Annotated in this window: 11 protein-coding genes; 1 reads left to right on the top strand and 10 read right to left on the bottom strand. The window is 47.9% G+C overall.

Annotated features, from left to right (window positions below; all coding sequences use genetic code 11):
* The first annotated feature begins 7 nt into the window (after positions 1–7).
* Positions 8–2740: an ATP-binding protein gene (locus FMR86_RS15655; RefSeq protein WP_163352344.1), complete on the top strand. Its 2733-nt coding sequence runs from the start codon at positions 8–10 to the stop codon at positions 2738–2740.
* A 12-nt stretch (positions 2741–2752) separates the two neighbouring features.
* Here the strand turns inward: FMR86_RS15655 and FMR86_RS15650 are convergent, their stop codons facing one another.
* The 10 genes from FMR86_RS15650 to FMR86_RS15605 form a co-directional block, all read right to left on the bottom strand.
* Complete coding sequence (locus tag FMR86_RS15650) at positions 2753–3025, bottom strand: Nif11-like leader peptide family natural product precursor (protein ID WP_163352343.1); 273 nt, start codon at positions 3023–3025, stop codon at positions 2753–2755.
* Between the two features lie 166 nt (positions 3026–3191).
* A complete protein-coding gene (locus FMR86_RS15645; protein WP_163352342.1) occupies positions 3192–3524 on the bottom strand; it encodes a ferredoxin-thioredoxin reductase catalytic domain-containing protein in 333 nt (110 codons plus the stop codon).
* Entirely contained in the window at positions 3524–3913 is a 390-nt protein-coding gene (locus tag FMR86_RS15640; RefSeq protein WP_163352341.1) for a glutaredoxin family protein, read from the bottom strand. Before FMR86_RS15640 ends, FMR86_RS15645 begins: the two co-directional genes overlap by 1 nt.
* A gap of 175 nt (positions 3914–4088) precedes the next feature.
* Positions 4089–4913: a hypothetical protein gene (locus FMR86_RS15635; protein WP_163352340.1), complete on the bottom strand. Its 825-nt coding sequence runs from the start codon at positions 4911–4913 to the stop codon at positions 4089–4091.
* On the bottom strand, positions 4910–7168 hold the full coding sequence (locus FMR86_RS15630; protein ID WP_163352339.1) for a tubulin-like doman-containing protein: 2259 nt from the start codon (positions 7166–7168) through the stop codon (positions 4910–4912). The genes FMR86_RS15635 and FMR86_RS15630 overlap by 4 nt, the downstream gene beginning before the upstream one ends.
* The gene (locus tag FMR86_RS15625; RefSeq protein ID WP_163352338.1) at positions 7155–8960 is read right to left on the bottom strand and encodes a hypothetical protein; all 1806 of its coding nucleotides are present in this window, start codon (positions 8958–8960) and stop codon (positions 7155–7157) included. The genes FMR86_RS15630 and FMR86_RS15625 overlap by 14 nt, the downstream gene beginning before the upstream one ends.
* Positions 8960–13597 (bottom strand): tubulin-like doman-containing protein, encoded by a 4638-nt coding sequence (locus tag FMR86_RS15620; protein ID WP_163352337.1) that lies wholly within the window; start codon positions 13595–13597, stop codon positions 8960–8962. Before FMR86_RS15620 ends, FMR86_RS15625 begins: the two co-directional genes overlap by 1 nt.
* Before the next feature lie 17 nt (positions 13598–13614).
* Positions 13615–15438 (bottom strand): hypothetical protein, encoded by a 1824-nt coding sequence (locus FMR86_RS15615; RefSeq protein ID WP_163352336.1) that lies wholly within the window; start codon positions 15436–15438, stop codon positions 13615–13617.
* Between the two features lie 130 nt (positions 15439–15568).
* The gene (locus tag FMR86_RS15610; RefSeq protein WP_163352390.1) at positions 15569–16558 is read right to left on the bottom strand and encodes a sigma 54-interacting transcriptional regulator; all 990 of its coding nucleotides are present in this window, start codon (positions 16556–16558) and stop codon (positions 15569–15571) included.
* A 103-nt stretch (positions 16559–16661) separates the two neighbouring features.
* Positions 16662–18242 (bottom strand): hypothetical protein, encoded by a 1581-nt coding sequence (locus FMR86_RS15605; RefSeq protein WP_163352335.1) that lies wholly within the window; start codon positions 18240–18242, stop codon positions 16662–16664.
* Positions 18243–18255: the final 13 nt, after the last annotated feature.

Raw genomic sequence — 18255 nt, 5'->3', positions numbered from 1 at the left:
GATTCTATTGTTCAAAAGCAATAAAGCTATCCCGGCGGCACTCGCTTTAATAGCTATCTTCGTCATATCCATCATCTGGACAAACTACCGCTCACAGGTGGATTTACGGAAAGCATCATTAGTACAGTTCAGCGAGTATTCACAGCGGGAGGCCGATTCATTAAGCCATTTCTTTTCCGAAAGGCGGAATGACCTTATCGACCTCTCCGCCAGCAGGGAGCTTTTGAGCTACTTTGACAACAAGGCATTGGGGATGGCCCCTGAATACGGCCTTCATGCCAGCCTTATACAAATATCCGAACTGTTTAGCCGGATAATCAAAATAAAACAGATCAATGATGTTCCCATATACTCACGACTCGTCTTTGTAGACCAGTCCAAAAAAATTCTTGCCGACAATGAACATGGCCGAACAAGGAATACGCTATGCAAGGCCCCTATACCCCCGGACCTGATTCACCAAGAAGTCCGGATTGTATTTAAGAAAAGCAAAGACAAGACCTGTTTTATACTCATGCTTCCGTACATGTTCAGGGGAGAAAAAGTCGGAACCATTCTGGCATGGCTCAATGCAAAAGAAATCCTGCCCTTTCAGGAAGGCTCTAGCCCTGACTCCGGACTGAAAAGTTTTAACTACCTGATATACGACAAAGACGTATACTGCCCCTTCAATGAAATCCCTTTGCAATTGGCAGAAAAGATATCCAGCAACCGGAATATTCCCGCAGGCAGAGTGAGTGAGCTTCTCATAGACCTTGAGCAGCAGGGAAAACCACTGCAAACATTTATTGTGCGGTCCGTGGTGGAAGGGACTCCCTTTTCACTGCTGAGCATCACCCCCGAAGCGGAAGTAGTAGGAACAATCTCCCCGCGCAACCTTCTCATCTATACGATATTGCTGGCTTTACTCCTTTTGGGTGGCGGAATTTTCATTATCAAAATCAACGCCCGTAACCTTGTCCTCAATATCCGTGTAGAGGAAGCGGCAAAGCAGGCTGAAAAAATCGAACAGAAAAACAAACAGCTGATAAATGAAGTCGAGGCCCGCAGCCATGCAGAAAAAGCCCTTATGCAGATCAACGATGAACTGGAGACAAGGGTGCAGAAACGCACAGCGGCCCTGAAAAAACAGGCAGATGCATTGACCAGAGAAGTGCAGGAACGACGGGAAGCCGAGACAGCCATGCGCTTGATCTTCGACAACACCCACGACTCCATCTTCATCCACGATGTTGAAGGCGACATTATAACTGTCAATGACACCATGCTTGAAGTGTATAAAGTAAACAAAGAAGAAGCCGTTCAATATAATATTAAGGATGATTACTCCGCCCCGGATTTAGATCTGGAAATTCTGGATGAAAAATGGAAGCAGGCCCTAAACGGGGAGAAAGTGCTTTTTGAGTGGACAGCCAGACGCCCTGAAGACGGCCATCTTTTTGAGGTAGAGGTAGCTTTGAACCGCATTGAACTGGGCGGGGAAATAGTTATTCTGGCAAATGTCCATGACATATCGGAGCAGAAAAAAGTACTCATCCAGCAGGCGGAACATCAGGAATTTCTGGGCACTATATTCGAAGGTCTCGGCGCGGCTGTATTCGTTTTTGACCCCACCATTGGCATGATGGTCGACTGCAACAGTGTAGGAGAAAAACTGCTCAACATGAGTCGCAATGCAATTCTTAATGCCGCCTGCCAGACAGAGTTCAGCTTCACTTCCGACACCAAAAAAGACCTGCTCTGCCCCAATTGGCATGAGCAGGGTTCATACGAAGAAGGAATCCTAACCCTGAAGGATTCAGCCCCGCTGCCTGTCTCACGCCATCTTTTTGAAATCCACATCAGCGGAACGACCCACCTTGTGCAGGTAGTATTTGACATTACGGATCGCAAGCATCTTGAAAGAAAGCTGAACATAGCGCAAAAGCTGGAATCCATAGGACTGCTGGCATCAGGCATTGCGCACGAGATCAACACGCCCATCCAATATGTTGGCGACAGCATCCGTTTTGTTAAGGAAGCCTACGGCGACACCACCGAACTGCTGGAAATGTATGAAAGATACATAAAAGCAAAATCTTCTGACACACAAAGTGAAATTCTTGAAGAGATCGAAGAACACAAAGATGATATCGATCTGGAATTCATTGAAACCGAATCCATTAAAGCCTGTGACCGGGCACTGGAAGGAGTTGAACGGGTAGCCAAAATTGTTTTGGCCATGAAGAATTTTTCCCACTCAGGAGAAGAAAAACCAAAGGCAGTTGATATTAACAAAGCCATCCGGAACACCATTGAAGTATCCCGTAATGAATGGAAATATGCGGCAGAGCTTGAAACCGCCCTTGAGCCGGACCTGCCTCCGGTACAATGCCTGCCCGGAGCAATCAATCAGGTTCTGCTCAATGTAATTGTAAATGCAGCACACGCCATAGCGGATAATAAAGATGGGGAGCAGAAAGGAATAATATCTGTGACCACAAAATTTGAACCTCCTTTTGCCACCATCATCATCAAAGATACCGGCTGCGGAATTTCAAAAGAAAACATGCATAAGATATTCGACCCGTTCTTCACCACAAAAGAAGTAGGCAAAGGAACAGGACAGGGTCTAGCCATAGTCCATGACATCATCGTCGAAAAACATGGCGGCACCATCGACATAGAATCCGAAGAAGGTGTAGGCACGGCGTTTATAATCAGACTGCCCATTGAAGGAATTGGGGAGTCTGAGGCTTAAGCGAACACAATACTACTTAAGATCAATACGCCAGGGATTGAATTCACCGGCCAGCCAGCTTGTCTCGTATGAATCGTACGCCCGCCGGGCAGCAAGCCAGTCATCCATGGTCCAAGCGGGAAGCTGCGAAGTTACCTCCAAATATTCCTGCTCAGTAAATTCCAAGCCTGCCTCTCTGGCAATCTGCACACGCGCCTCTTTGGACTCTGCATTGTTGATTTGTGCGCTGAACGAACCGTCCGACTTAACCTTTTCAATAAAAGCTCTGGCGTTTTCCACTGACATACCTGCCCTCCAAAGTTTGCTAGGGTTATACAGTCATGCCAGATTTTAACCCGCTGCAGGGGTTCGTGCAAGGTAAAGGGAGTAAAACATCGGATCAATGCCTATTTCTATGAAAATTGAAGGTTATCCTGATTGGTTTGATCTGGTCACTGGAGGCTGGTGATTATCAAAAGAAAATCTTTTCCGGGGGCCGACGTTCAGGAACGGCCTGTTTTTCGATCTTGCCTTCATTGTATTCTTTACTGACGTAAAGAGTACAGTAACAGGAACCGTACTCTTCAACATCGTCCTCGCGGTAGCTGCATGGGCAGACAATGTCCTTGTCATTTTTTTGCTCTCCACTTGCAAGGCGACAAGGGCATGCCATATAACCGTAGCGATCCTTATTCTTGAGGAGCGATTCCAGAAGCGTCATGGTAATATCCATATCGGAGTTAAAACAGTAACCCTTGGGCTCTTGGATTTTTTTCAAAATTTCGAAAAGTTGTTTGGCATCCATTATTCTTTCCATTCCTTTTCAAGGACTGCGGCGAGTTCATCCTTGTTATAGCCAACAAGCACAGTCTCTTTGATCATAATTACAGGGAAGGACAGTGAAGGATTGTGCTCTTTGATTTCCTGTACAATTTCCTTGCGATCCCCACCAGTAAGCTCATCTACATAAACACAATTATATTTCACACCGCACTTATCGAGGTATCGCTTAGCATTCTTACAGTGAATGCAGGTTGAAAGGGCATAGACTCTAACATCTTCCGAATCAAAAGACTCTTTATCGAATGTAACTTGCTCTTCTTGTGCAGTGTCTTTTCCTATCGATGCAGCAGGATCTTCCGATTTTTTAACATCAAAGAAAGACTGAAAAAGATCCTTAATATATTTGTACATCTACCAGCTCCTTTATAATTCAACACCCGATATTCTGACGAATTTATCTTAGGCAAAAAAACAGTTAGCTGGTGGGAGAATAAACCATCCAAACAGCACTGGCAATTCAATCTGAACAACACAGGACTTACATTGTAACCTTGAATCCGGTTTTCTTAGCCAGTGCGGTAACAATCTAATCTTCATCACTCTCTTCGTGATTCTGAGACACAAAAACTTCTGGAAACACAAAATAGTATTTTTTTTCATCATCAGGCATGGATTCAAAACGGCCCCTACCTCCAACACCATCGCTGCAAACAGCATCAAGGGAAAAACTAATGTCCTCAAAATAAAGCTGGGGAACGGCAGAGGGTCCGAGTCGCTTTTCCACATCAGCATGAAACACTTCCAATCCGCACTTGAACAACGAATCCCCCATACTCCCGTCTTTCAAGGTATCCCCGGCCGGCCCACTGTAGACGACCACCCTTGTCCTCTCGGGAACAGGCAGGTTCTCAGGCAGCAGGGTCTGCCCGTCCCGCAACCATTGCCTGATATCCTTTTCCAAAAGAGACTCCTTGACACTTGCGGTAAAAACATCCAACACCGCGCCCAACAGCATTCCCACACTTTTGGAATCACCATTCTGCAAAGCATCACCTTTCTTTTCCGTAAGCCCATGCACCCCCTGAATCAGGGCCGTATAGAATCCGATCCGGTCAGCTGATTCCACTGCTTGAACTATTTTTAAAGCTTCCGAGACAACGTCATTGCCTATGTACGAACCATCCTTATGTGCTCCTAATTTTGCGGCAATCTGACGGGCCAGATCCTCAATGAGTTCACTTTTCGCAACAGCTGCTCCATCCGCTTCAAAAGCAACCTCGGCAAAGCCGGAAATCCTGTCCCAGAACTCGTCAAGGGCAGGCGAATGGATCAAACCACTCCACTTTTCAAAATTGTCTTCAACAAAATCAAACGAAAAGGTTTTAGTCTCAAACCTGTTGTTACTGCTCACCTACCTGCCCCTCCATCTTCTCCTGCGGGATCTGAAGGCACTTTGCCCTCGCTAACTTTCTCAAACAAGTCCCGAAATTCTTCCCATTTTCCTGACAAACACGCTTTTACAAAACCCCCGAGTGCCGAATCAGGAAACCTGTTCTCGTGCAGGCCCAGATTCAACTTTTCCAGTATACTACGCACTGCACCCAGACCTTTACGGGCATCACTGGCCTGTGCAGCCCCCCGTCTAAGCCACTCATCCTGCCGGCAAAAAATATCCTTAATTTTTACCATTAATGAATTGAACATATCCGGCTCGCTGATTACGTCCAGCAACCCCGCATACCTACGCTCCTGAAGCAGAGTTACTTCCCCGGAGTAGGGTCCATATTCCCAATCTTTCGCTAAATGGGCCGAGTTTCGCAACAGCCCGTAGAGATCATGCTCATATTCACTGCATGATATATCAGTCCCCACCTTATGAGTCCCGGCTCTTTGCAGCAGACCTTGTCGAACAATTTCCAGTGCCAAATCCACCACAGCCTTGTCCTGTGAGGCAAAAGAAACAGGTAACGATTCATCCGCCAGAGGCTTCTTGATTTTTTCTCGATGCACGAGGCCCTCGGCATCCAGTTCCTTAACAATGTCCCTTAAAGGACGTCCGGTTATGTCTTCCGCAGGATGATACGGCATTGCCATCTTTTTCAGAGATTCGTACTTATCCTGCACGGCGTACAGGTTCTTCTGGATTACCGTGAACTTGTTGAGCACACCGGGAATATTACCGGCTGAAGCCTTTTCCACAAGCAAGCATAAAGGACCACAATACCGGTTGTCGGCGGAAGCGATTATTCTTTTGGAGGAAACCATATCAAGCCCCAGATCAAACTCGCCCATGACCTTGCGGAAAGCTGCTTCATCTGGACATTCTTTTTCCAGCAAAATGCGCAACACGCATCTGACCAGCACATCAATCAACAGATCTCGAACTTTATCGTCTTCCGTATAAGTCCGACCTGACAAATCCGTATCTGTACCGGACGCGGGTGCTGTAATCTTATTTCTGCCGGATTCATCACCCTCTGATTTAGCCCGGACACTTTCCTTCCAAGCATCCGGTCCATCTTCCGGCACAGGATCTACGGTCCGGGTCAGTTTCAGAGCCTCATTCAGGACCCCGGCGGCCTCATTCAGATCATACATTTCAAAAGGAAAACTTGCCGAGACCGCCAGCCGAGGCTTTCCACTGCCAGCGCGGTCTGCAGACGAAAGTGCTGCATGTACTGAGCAGACATATTCGCTGATCGAAGGGGTGACAAAGGCCGCCATATTCTTGGCCATTTTCAGACAATCCGAATGGCCCGGCAGAATCTCGCTCCTGCCTGCTTCAAGACTTCGTTTCGGTTTATACAGATAAATACGATCAAATACCGGACTGGCCGAAGGATATCCGGAGAGATTTTCCCCTCTCGGCGCACCGGGGGTATAAGTTTGCAGGGGAGTTCCGGCAGGCCGCTTCAGGTACGCATCCATTTCGGTCAGAGCCGCATCGACGTTATTGCGGCGGTGGACTTCCGGAAAAGAGTCCGACTCCGTGGCATGGAGCATGAAATAACCCAGCATCTCGAAATCCACTTCGCTTTCCATACGGCGCAGCATCAAAGCTGCGTCCCAGAATGTCCCGCCGCAAACCCCGCCGCCAAGATATCCGGCAACCACTGCCCGCACATAATGGGAACGTCCCTGACTAAGTTCAGAATAAGCTCTTGAAAGAGTTGAATAAATAGACCGGTAATTAAAAGCCCACGCCAGACGACCGATCGGGCGCCATAAAAGCCCGGTTGCGGTCTTGCTCAGATGATAGGGGGCGGTCTCGGTCAGCCCTTCTGGTACGGGAAACCAATCGCGGAGCGTAGGATATGATTCGCCGAACCCGGCACCGGATTTCATTCTGGTCACCGCGGTGACTGTGGCATCAAGGTCAAGGGCAACCCGGTAATCGAGACATGAGTCACGGCCCCCGGGATCAATATCATTTAGGATACGCAAGGGCCCCAAAGCCGAATATTCAGTCCCGTTTCCGCCTTCTTCATGGGGAAGCTGGTATGCAGATTCAATGTCTATGCCGACAAACCGGCACAGAGATTTATTCATGTCGGGATGCACAGTACGCAAATAAGAACGCAAAGTGCTGACCACCCGGATTCCGGCTCCGCCGAGCCCGATGTAAAGGGTCGGTCTGGAATTAAAAAAAGAGTTATTTTGTCGCACTGTAAGGCACCTCCACATCGTAGCAGTCGTTTACATATACTTTGGAGAATACGCCGTAGGCGCGATAGCCGTACCAGAAAAGCAGCCCCACAAACAAGACCGAAAAAAGAACAGGGTGCCACCACCTGTCAGTATGAACCTGACCGTGGGCCACCCGGACTTTTTGCGACCACCTTATGATCGAAACTCTGTAAAACAGAGCCACACAAAGAATGAACAGAAGAACAATCTCCGTCCACCAGAAATACTTGTAGGAAAACGGTCCGCTCGTATTGAAAATAACTTCAAGCAACACGAATAGAATGGGAACTGTCGAGCAGATCAAAGCAATGCTGTTGGCAGGACTGACTCTGGCAATAAACAGCAGAACAAGTAAAACCCATACGGCAATAAATCCGTAGGTATACAGGTCGATTTCAATCAGCAAATCGTCAATGCCATCCAGATCGTTGAATTTTATCCTGTCCCATTCGACATTGGACCTGACCAGTGTCATATCGGCGTTTTGCAATGACTTGTAAGCTTCGTGGGTTGGAATGAGAAGCCGCATATACTCAGGTATCCCATTCTGTTTCTTGTCCCTCTGGAGGATAAACATATGATTAATATCAGCATCTGATATAAATATCTTAAAAGGATCATCCTCAACAGTTGCGCATGCTATATAGTTATCAGAATGAATAGGAAGGACTGCTGCCGCATAGTTGTGCTTCCAGCGAAATCTAGTAATGAATCCGTTCTCAAAAAAAAGATCAAATTTAGCACTAGGAAATTTGAATTTAATAATATTCGAACTTAATTTATTTTTCTGATATCTATGCAGCACGGTACTGTTTGTGACTATATCCGCATAGACACCAAACTCTTTCACTCTGTCTACATTGCCATCCTTATTTACTTTAATATTTATATCACGATAATCCTTCCCATTTACAGTCACAGAAGACTTATACTCTATCAATCCTTTATAGTTATTACCTTCTCCATAGTACAACTTGTCACATACATTTATTTTCGCATTTATCGGCCAATTATTATCATTCAAAATACGTATTTTTACTATATCCTTTTTTGAAATTGATGGTATCAGCTTTAACCTTTCTAGTAGTACAAATCTGCGCACCTCCTGAACTATCTTTTTAACCTGTTTGATATTCTTATATTCTTTCTGATGGCCACTGTACTCGCTTTTAAACTTATCTTGCAAATATTTAACACATGGCTGGATCGCTGCTCCGGAGAATGATTTAGGAGCCAGCACACTAATAATTAAAGTTAATTTCGATTTATTCCTGCCATTAAATTTCTTGACAAGATCTCTAAAAACATCTGTTGATCTATTAAATGAATCAAAATCACATTGAACAATATACCCATCATCACCGGAATCAACAAAATCACTGACAATAAAAAAAACATGTTGTTTATCATCATCATCTGATATTGCATCTATCTTTTTAGCGATATCTTCATACACGCAGCCAAGACGGGTAATATTTTCATTCAATTGGCCGTTTCCTGTCCCTGCCTCAACAACAATATCTGCAAACTCATACATTTCCCTATTGCAACGAGCGATAAGGTCTTTATCCTCCTTAATGGCAGCCTCAAGCTTTTCCGCATTGCCAAAAGCATAAGATTCCCCCTCAGAGGAGACCTGACTATTTGATTTATCCACATAAAAATACAGCTGATAACTATCATCCGAATGCTCCGCCCGGGCAGCATGCCCGGACAGAACAACCGCAGATATCACGACCAGGGCCAACCCGATCCACCTCCCCATGTGCATCAGAAACCTCCACTGCCTTTGCCTTCACCGTAACTGACGCTCTGTTTTTCACGACGGGTGCGCTCAAGGAAACGGTCCTCAAGACAATTGAGACGCTGCATGAGACCTAGCCCGGTAACGGAACTGGTATCAAACACACTGATCAGCTCCTTCTTGGTAGACTTGAAATCGAAAACCATGCTGTAATACCGCTCAAGCCCCTTAATGGCTTCATAAGCCGCATTATCATCAAGATTGCGGTGCACGATACTCAGGATGCTGAAGCCGATATTGAAATCAAACTCCGGCTTGTGGGTTACTCCGTTATTGTTGCACCAGCTCATGATGGAATCCATGTAAACCCCGGACGGCAGGTCATCGGCAACGGAACCGTTACCGGTAAACTCTCTGTGCAAATGCAGCCTGCTCAAAGGCTGGTTGTCCATAAAAAAACCGTCCAGGGCCATCCAGTTCATAATCTCGAACGGCTTGGTGCTGCAGATGGGACAACGCCCCTGTAAACGCCTGGAATCATTTCCATTATCCTTCTTATATATCTCGTGAAAATGTTCAAGAATCTTCACGCCGCTGAGTTCATTAAGATAGCCCTTGTCATCATATTTTCCGAGCAGAGCCATGCACATGGGGCAGAAATCCACGTAAAAATGCAGATCCTGACGAGCCAGCAGTGCCGAGGGCTCAAGACGTCCGTAGTTGCGACTGCATTCGCCCAGCTTTTCCGGGCAGACACGGCAGTTTTTGAGATCATACTCCGTCGCGGTCTGCCATGGGCGTGAACCGGCCTCGCAGGTAAACAGGTTCCGGCAAAAGGCAGGTTCCCTGTATTTCTTTTCGATAGAGATCTTCTCGATGTTGTCACCGACGCTCATCAGGTTTCCACAATTGGGGCATTTGTTGTTGTCGCTGCGGTAGAGTTTCTTTTCCTTGTCACTGCAAAAGGCACAGCGCCTGAGCTCGGTAAAACACCTCGGACAGGTGGTTTGACCCTTATTTTTAAGCTCCTCATCATTTTCATCAATTGGATACTGGCAGCTGTGGCATTCAAGGAAATGGATGTCAGGATGCTTCAAACAATAAAAACGGCCCTCATTGCGAAAGACATGGTGAACCCTGCCCTTGTCCCGCTGGTCTTCGGAGCAGGTGGGGAACAGGTAATGGATCTTATCCTGATTAGGGCAGATATGCGGATTGAGCTTGTACTTTTTGACCAGAGAATCAAACGGCAGTGTATCATGCCCGTTGACCCCGTTGCGAAACATCGCTTCCAGTTCACGGGGCACCTTGACACTTTTCTTCTCGTCGCCACCAGTAAGCTTCAGGCAACCGGGACAATAAGTGACCTGATGCCCAGCCCTTTTTCCGGTTTTGTCATAGGGACGGGTTCCCTGCTGATACTCCATAAGGCAATCCGGACAGATAGACTTGTCCGCCGGAACCTTTTTCAGGTGTTCCGGGCATTCCCACCAGTAGTTTTTGAGATCCCCTTTGCAAGCAGGGCAGGAATAAGGGATGGAACCTCCGCCCTCTTCCTGATGGCTGCGCACCAGATCAAGTACGTTATCCGAAGCACAATTCTCATTTCCGCAACGGTTCCAAATAGGCTGCCCGCAGCCGGGGCAGACACTTTCCGAGCGAGAATAACGCCGGATGTTGACCGAACAGCCCGGGTTGCCGCAAAAAACCGGTTCATGGTCCACAGCCTCGCCCACCACTTCCTCAAAATCGGCCCAGTCGGCACAGGCGTGAAAAAAACGACGTGAATTAGATGAATAATGAGAATAGGATTCGTAATATTCCCTGATTCGATTAACCTCTTCCGGAGAACGGAACAGATCATCATAATAAATAATTGGAGCATCGGAGCCGGTATTGGCCACTGAGGGAGTAGTCTGGACCACTTCCTGACTCACGTTATGAAACATCTGCTGGATTTCACGGCGCTCACTCTGGAAATTGCGCTTTCCTTCCCTGCTGGAAGGCGGAATAATGACCAGATGGCGGTTGCGCAGCGTGTTCTCAATAACTCCGTTCCTGAACACCGAGGACCGGCAGGCCACAAGCCGTCTCCTGAGTCCGTCCTCGCCTCCGGCCCGCTGGATGAGCAGGTTATTCTGGTTGGTCCAATACAACAGGGTGGTACGGATGATCCCTTCACAGATTTCAACATTCCTGTTCACCTGAGAGCCGCTGGGAAAAAGCGATTCATTGGCCGGAAACAACTTCTCAAAATAATCGACCAGCGCGGTTGAACTTTTCTTGAGTCTGCCATCTTCATCGGCGGTGGTATCTGTTTCAATTTCTTTGAGTGTGCGCACAAGTACAGTCAGGGCACTGTGAACCTGATCATGGTCCTGACAAGGAAAAAGAGTGTTGTTGCGACCCTTGCCGAAAGATTTGTTATCCAGACGGCCTTCAAGATATTCTTCATACTCGCGGTTAAGAGCCAATGAATGTTTCTGGAACCATGCTTCGCTGCCGTCAAGAGTGCTGCCTTCGGGAACCATGGCCCGAAACAATGATTCCAGCTGACTCTTTTCAGCCTCAACCTTGGGCTGCTTATCCATTTCGTCTTCAAGCTCATTTATAACCTTGTAGATATATCCCTGCTTGCCTTGACGAGTTTCATCTTCTTCAACGATCCTGCGCAGAAGTTTCTGAAACTGCTTGCGCTGCCTGTTCCATATCTCCCTGAAATAATTTTCAAGGGCATCGCTGTCGAAACTGCTCTTATTGGAAATCTGGGCCAGCAGGTCGTCAAAAACAGCCAGAACCGCACGGCGGGCCTTGTCCGGAAAACGCCCCAACCCAAGGGGCATATAGAACCTCTTGCCGCCGTCCAGATAAATGCTGGCCTGACTGTAGGCAATTGGGCAGAATAATTTAAGATCATTATCCCGGGATGCCACCTTCATATTCTCATCAAGCTCATTCATAAGCCGCAACAGGATGGCCCGCCCCCGCTTGTCCAGAATGGAACTGCCCTCAAGGAACGACTCCACCCCGGACTCCATTGTTTTAAGCAATTCATCCAGACGGCACTTAACCTCGGTATCAAACATGCGTTCCACAGAGGTGAAACTTTCGGTGAAGTCACCCCTGTTTTTCTGGCATAGGCGCAAGGTCTTCTTGAGATCATCGTCCACATAATCATTATAAACCTGACGCGGATCAGAGGCACAGTTTTTGTAGCCGTCAGTATTATCATTACCCCGGTCACTGCTGCCGCCAAGGGGAACACCGCTGAGCTTTTCACGCCCTTTTTCAAGTCGCCCGGACACTTCCCGCAATTCGGGTGAGCCCTCTACCATCATCTGCTCAACCTGACGTTTCATCCAGAGATCGAAAAAACTTTCGCGTCCATCCACATCCAGTTCACCGAGGCCGATGGAATCGAGAAAATCCTCCTGCGGCACCGGGTTGTACTGGATCTTGTAAAACTCCTCCTGCTGGGTGCGGGTCCACTGGCTGGTGAAGTGAGTATAAAGAGGCGCGGCCACACTGAGATGGAACTGGGTAGCTCCGGAAGTGGAAAAGCAATAAGAAGCTTCCCTTGACGAAGACATGGCCGTGACATCACTGCTCATGTTGTTGGCCCCCACATCAAGCACCGCGTGCAGATCAGTCCTCAGCTGGGCCAGTATATTCTGGCTGACCCTAAAGCAGGTGGCGTCGATGGTGGCCTTACTGTAATCGGCAACACCGAACCCCGGAGCAAAGGACTGGTACAGGTAGACCATATCGAAAACAAGCGTGGAATGGGGCTTGCCGGTAAACACCTTCTTGGTGGAACCGATGGGATACTCCACCTTGATGGTTTCGCTGCGCCGCCAGTTCTTAAGCCAGGCCATCTCCTTGAGAGCCGCATAAACATTAGGCTGCAAACGCCCTCCTTCATCTACAGCGAGAAAAGGCTCGGCAAGGATGAAGGTGCCTATTGTCCGGGTCTGGCGCTGGATCATCTGTAAAAAAAAGGCCACATCCCAGAACATGCCGCTTCCGGTTCCTCCGGCCAGCGACGAAACAATGTAGGCCCGGACCGGACCGTTAGAATTGGTCTGGTCCTTGATACGCGTGTAGGCCTGCTGCATCTCCTCGTAAATTCTCTTGGATTCCAGAAAAAATGCCAGACGTCCCAGCGGACGCCACTGGGCGGCACCGCCCATCTTGGAATGGCCCATGGTGATCTGGTCACCGGTTTCAGGGTCGGCACGGGGAAACCAGCGAGCGATGCTCTTGTGCGGAATATCCAACCCGGAAGCGTTCACGATATGGGCACTGCGTTCGTTGTCATCATCCTGCCGGGGCATGAAAGATTCATGCACCTTGGGCAGGGCGTCATTGATGGATTCAGTGGGGATGGTGATCCACTTCTTGAGCCGGGGCAGGATGCGCGGGGCTTCTTCACGCTGTCCTTCGGGCACGCCCTCGGCATTGACCAGATTAGGGTCGACCACTTCGTCAACAGCATTACTTTTAGCGTCGGTATCAATCCCCAAAAGCTGAATGGTGCCGTTATCAAGCATTCTTGCCAGTTCCGGATCCTTGCCTTCTGAGGCCTGGGCTTGAATAAAACGCAGGGTCCTGATGCCGGAACCTCCGACTCCTATAATAAGTGCGGGAAAATACTTATCAGCCATGGTTATCTCCTTACGGGCTATCCGGCAAAAATGTTCAGGGTAAAATAAGCGGCCACACCGACTACGGAAGCGACAGCGAAAGCCACGCCGTAAAGCTTGACGGCATATGCTTCAAAGGGAATCCGGTTGGTGCTTTTCAGGAAATTATCCATGTACGGATAAAGGACCAGAGAAATGAGTTGATAGACCCAGAGGGCCGTGAAGATCGCTCCCGGCAGGATAGCCCAGAGCGGTTTAAAGGCGATCATGCCCATGAGCCATGACATCGCAAGGGACAGGTTGGCCACATAAATGACAAAGGCAAGTACACTGCTCCATCCGAGGGCTTCCAGCCTCCTGAGCCTTATAATATAATAGGCTATGTACGCAGTCCCCAGAAGAACGGGCAGTAGCACGCACAGAATCCATACCCTGAAGTATTCCCAGGTGGTGATATCCACGGTTTTCTCAGCGGAAAGGGTGCCCATGCGGACCTGCAGGCTCAGTTCATCAAGATCGTTGATTTTGTTACGGGGCACGTCAATATGAATCCAGCGCCTAAGCTCCTCATCCTGCTGAACCTTTTTGTCGTCATGCTCCATAAGGATTTTAGCGTTCTCGCGGGCATAAGCACTGAAAATAACCGCTCCACCTTCCTCGGTGCGTGATTCCACAAATCCTTTCAAACGAACAAGTGCATCCTTGCCCGGAATCAGGGAGGCTGAAACATTCAGGATACGGATATTACCGGACGGAATATCAACGGAAAACATGTGCGGAGCCCCTTTGAGAGGTTCAGGCTCCTGATAAGTACTAAGCATGATGGTACGCAAATCCCGGTAATCGTTCTTCATGTCCGGGTTGTGAATAAAGGAAACCTTCCTGCTGCCATTAGGCTGGACATTCACGGATTTTATCCGCCATGGAGCAGTTTCCTCAGGAAGGGGGATGGCACTCTTATCCCTGCTGACAAGGATATCCTTGAGCCTGACTCCCACGATACCTGCGTTTTTTACGGTGAGCAGCATGTCCGGGTAATGAGCTTTGGAGTTGACCACAAACTCGCAATCTTCGATTTCAAGCCAGCGTGTAGAGCTGTCGAGCAGATTGTCGAGCAGCACGCCGGAGGGATCGTCATTGCCATAATTGATACGCAGGGCATTGAGCCTGCCGACCATGAGGTCCATGTTTATGGCATGCTGCATGTAACACTGTGCATGCTTGGAGGATTCCGGCGGAGGAAAAACAAACATGACGATCTTGTTGCGGGGATCGTCACCGGAAAATACGGCTGAGGATTCGTCGGCCAGATTTTCAATATTGGCCTTCAGGCTCTCGGCCCTTATGGCTGTGCAGTATGATCGGCTGGGAACAGGATCATTTACAAAGTCGCTGGCGATGATGAAAAAATTGTAGACCTGCTCATTCTCGGTGCTGCTGACCACCTTTGAAATATCCGCCATCACCGCATCAAGGTTGGAGGCAAAAGAAATTTCGTGATTGTCATATTGCTCAAGCCGCTTATCAAGAGCGACGGTATCGCGACCGTCGATGGAATTGCTGCCACCGGACTCCAGCTTGTCGGAGAAGAATTTTATGAATACACGGTCGTCAGGCTGTACAAATCCGGCTGCGGGATTCAGGGCCTTCTCAATCATCTGGATGAGCAGTGAATGCGGACTCTGTCCCTTGGCCTTCCCCCCCCTTTGGATGATAGAACCGGAACAGTCCAGATAGACGTAAATATTTTTACGCACCGAAAAAGCATCGTCCGGTTGCGAAGCCGAAAAGCCGCGCTCAACCGAAACAATCCCGGCCGCCAACACCACACAAACTATAAGCAAAAATCTATTTACTTTCATGACATCACTCCTTACCAGCTTAAGAGCAAGCAGTATGCCACAAAAAACTATCTAATATACCAAAGGTTACTTAAATCATCGGACAAAAAAAGTGTTCATCGAACAGCACACAACTGTTCAATGAACACCGCTATTCCTTTTTCCACCCGTTTTTATCAATGTGTTTATAAAGGGTGCCGCGAGCCATTCCCGCAATCTTGGCGGCCCGGCTGATATTCCAGCCTGAATCGGTCAATATCTGCAGAATTTCATTGGGCTGAAGATTGCCGCAATCTTTCCCGCAGCCACCAGAATTGAAATAATTCATAGCCTGAATTCGGGTAATAGGCCTGTTTCCACCGTGATCCGCAAGGGCTATATTTTGCACAGCGGCTTTCAAAGTACGGGCATTGCCGGGCCAGTCCATGCGGCACATCATATCAAGCACATCGTCCTCAAACCACCAATCCGTATCCCTGTCGTCAGGATGTTCCTGCTGGAATTGCCGCAGGAAGAAGATTGCCAGTTCGCGTATATCTGCCGGACGTTCCCTAAGCGGAGGAATATGCACCCTCCATCGGATCAGCCTATAAAAAAGATCTTCAAGAAAATGCCCTTCCCTGGCGTATGATTCGAGATTCTTATTGGTGGTGGCCACAAAGCGGCAATCCACAACCACAGGTCGCCCGGTTTCCCCAAGACGACAAAAAGCTCCGTCATCCAAAAAACGCATCAGTCTCGGCTGGTATTTCTTGGGAAGATAATCAATATCATCCAGAACCAGAGTTCCTTTATCAGCCTGATGGAATATTCCTTCCTGAGCAGTTCGGGCTCCGGTGTAGGCATCATCGGTATGGCCGAAAAGCAAGGATTCGGCGGTAGGGCCGGAAAGCTCTCCGCATCCGCGACGCAAGAAACGCCCCTTTCGTTTTGAAGCCTTATGAATAAGGCCGGCCACCAACGATTTGCCTGTACCCGATTCTCCGGTAATAAGCACCGGACCATGCACCCCGCCATAAGAATGGCAACGCTCCATCACCTGCTTCATCGCATGGGACTCAGCTACAATATCAACCGAAAAAGGCGAGCGGGCAACATATCCAGCTTCCCGAGCACCATTATTTCCTGCCGGTTCCTCCATGACTCCTCCCCGATAAGACAATATGATCCATGACAACTTATCCACATAAAGCCTATTGCATATTTATCTGCAAAAGTAAATTTTACTATAAATAAGCTTATTTTCATAGAAACCATCTGGTTAAACTTATTATTTTCGCTTTCACTTTTTTGGATTCAGGGAATAAGATTCTATATGTTTTAAATAAATCAGGATTATTTACAGCCTCTCTACAGGCATCCTTCATCAGCGCATAAATTGTCAGCCGATCATGAACCGCCCCTACCTTCTTGCTGCTAGTGCAATTTTGCGCCTTTTCCCACGCCTTTTTAAACGCCTGGCGCTCATTTTTGGGTATTTTTTCCAGAGGGGTTGGAACTACACGGTAACTCTTCATACAGCGATTAAAAATTGTGCCGTTCTTCGCCCAAGGGTTGTTGTTCATTATCTCAAGGCCTAGAACGATATCTCTAATAACGTTTATTTTTTTACCATTCACAACCTCATACCAGACTTCTTTGACCATAAACTCCCGATTCTTTTGATTGCTCAGGAGATAATTCACAACCTGACCGTTTTTCTCAAAAAATCGATCCACATTACTGGTATCGGAACTAAACAGCTTATTAGTCAAATAGCTTCTTTTGTTGCCTGACATATCCTGATACCCCAGCGCATGTCCCAACAGCTCCAACCTCTTACTGTCTTTTTCCTTGGCCATACGCTCCTTCAGCTTTCTGGATATCTCCTGCACCGACTGTGTACACACATAGGGGTCAGACAAATAGGAGGCTCTTGAGGAAACCTGAAGAAAGGGAAGATACGGATAATTAGTCCTGCAAATAGGAAAGGCCTGACTGTCCCGCACATGAGTCGCGATATATTCCTGCAGGGGAATAAATGAATTTTTAACAGGCCGAAATTCAAGCCCGCCCAGTGCAGCGGCTACAATTCTATGAGCCTTGTCGACATCAAGTGCGCACTCTGGATAGGCACTTCTGTACGTTATAAGGCGGTAAAAAGGCTTTTCTTCGTCAAATCCAATTTTGCTGTCCATAGCAAAATATGCATATGAGATCTGCTCCTTCTCAATTTTCAAGAGCAGACTGTCCTTGTCGCGCGTAAAACCCGGATCAGACCAGATCAACAGGAAGGCACAGCTTCCATTAGCTTTGGGAGTAGAATAGTCATTGGTATAAAGCCAGCGATAATGTTTCTTCCTGAACTCGGCCAGATTTTGCGGTCCCGCATAGTCCTTACCTAATTTTGTTTTGAGAACTTCCAGATACTTATAGATCACCAATTCGTTAAAAGTTGCTCGTTCCATCATTCCCAGCACCAACGCACTGGTAGCCCGGTCCAGACTCAATCTGCTGTTTCGGACGCTGCCGGGGAATTCAAGAGAATCCGAATTGGCAATCAGGCGGTAATATCTTCTAGGTCTGTCCACTCCCAGATCACGCCAGTCGCTCTTAATGGAATAAACAATATTATAAAAGGCCTGCCTTATTGCCGGGGCGGCTTCAATTGCAATATTGTCACTGTTATAAGCGAAAGTCCCCCCCCTTTTCATTTCCAGAAAGCTAAACGAGCCTCCCTGACCGCGACCATCCGCAGCCAGGTAGAGCACCAAAAACAACAAGGCCAGCATCATGAAAAGATCCACAAGAGGGGAAAGCAGACTCCTTCTGCGTTTGAAACTCATTTATACCACCACC

The sequence above is a fragment of the Desulfovibrio sp. JC010 genome, assembly GCF_010470675.1.
Lineage (GTDB): Bacteria > Desulfobacterota > Desulfovibrionia > Desulfovibrionales > Desulfovibrionaceae > Maridesulfovibrio.
This window is presented reverse-complemented; position numbering and strand designations above follow the sequence as displayed.

Excerpts from the sequence above, each read along its gene's own strand:
- FMR86_RS15640 (WP_163352341.1), bottom strand. The coding sequence starts at position 3,913 with ATGTACAAATATATTAAGGATCTTTTTCAGTCTTTCTTTGATGTTAAA.
- FMR86_RS15645 (WP_163352342.1), bottom strand. The coding sequence starts at position 3,524 with ATGGATGCCAAACAACTTTTCGAAATTTTGAAAAAAATCCAAGAGCCC.
- FMR86_RS15650 (WP_163352343.1), bottom strand. The coding sequence starts at position 3,025 with ATGTCAGTGGAAAACGCCAGAGCTTTTATTGAAAAGGTTAAGTCGGAC.
- FMR86_RS15620 (WP_163352337.1), bottom strand. The coding sequence starts at position 13,597 with ATGGCTGATAAGTATTTTCCCGCACTTATTATAGGAGTCGGAGGTTCC.
- FMR86_RS15610 (WP_163352390.1), bottom strand. The coding sequence starts at position 16,558 with ATGGAGGAACCGGCAGGAAATAATGGTGCTCGGGAAGCTGGATATGTT.
- FMR86_RS15625 (WP_163352338.1), bottom strand. The coding sequence starts at position 8,960 with ATGCACATGGGGAGGTGGATCGGGTTGGCCCTGGTCGTGATATCTGCG.
- FMR86_RS15615 (WP_163352336.1), bottom strand. The coding sequence starts at position 15,438 with ATGAAAGTAAATAGATTTTTGCTTATAGTTTGTGTGGTGTTGGCGGCC.
- FMR86_RS15605 (WP_163352335.1), bottom strand. The coding sequence starts at position 18,242 with ATGAGTTTCAAACGCAGAAGGAGTCTGCTTTCCCCTCTTGTGGATCTT.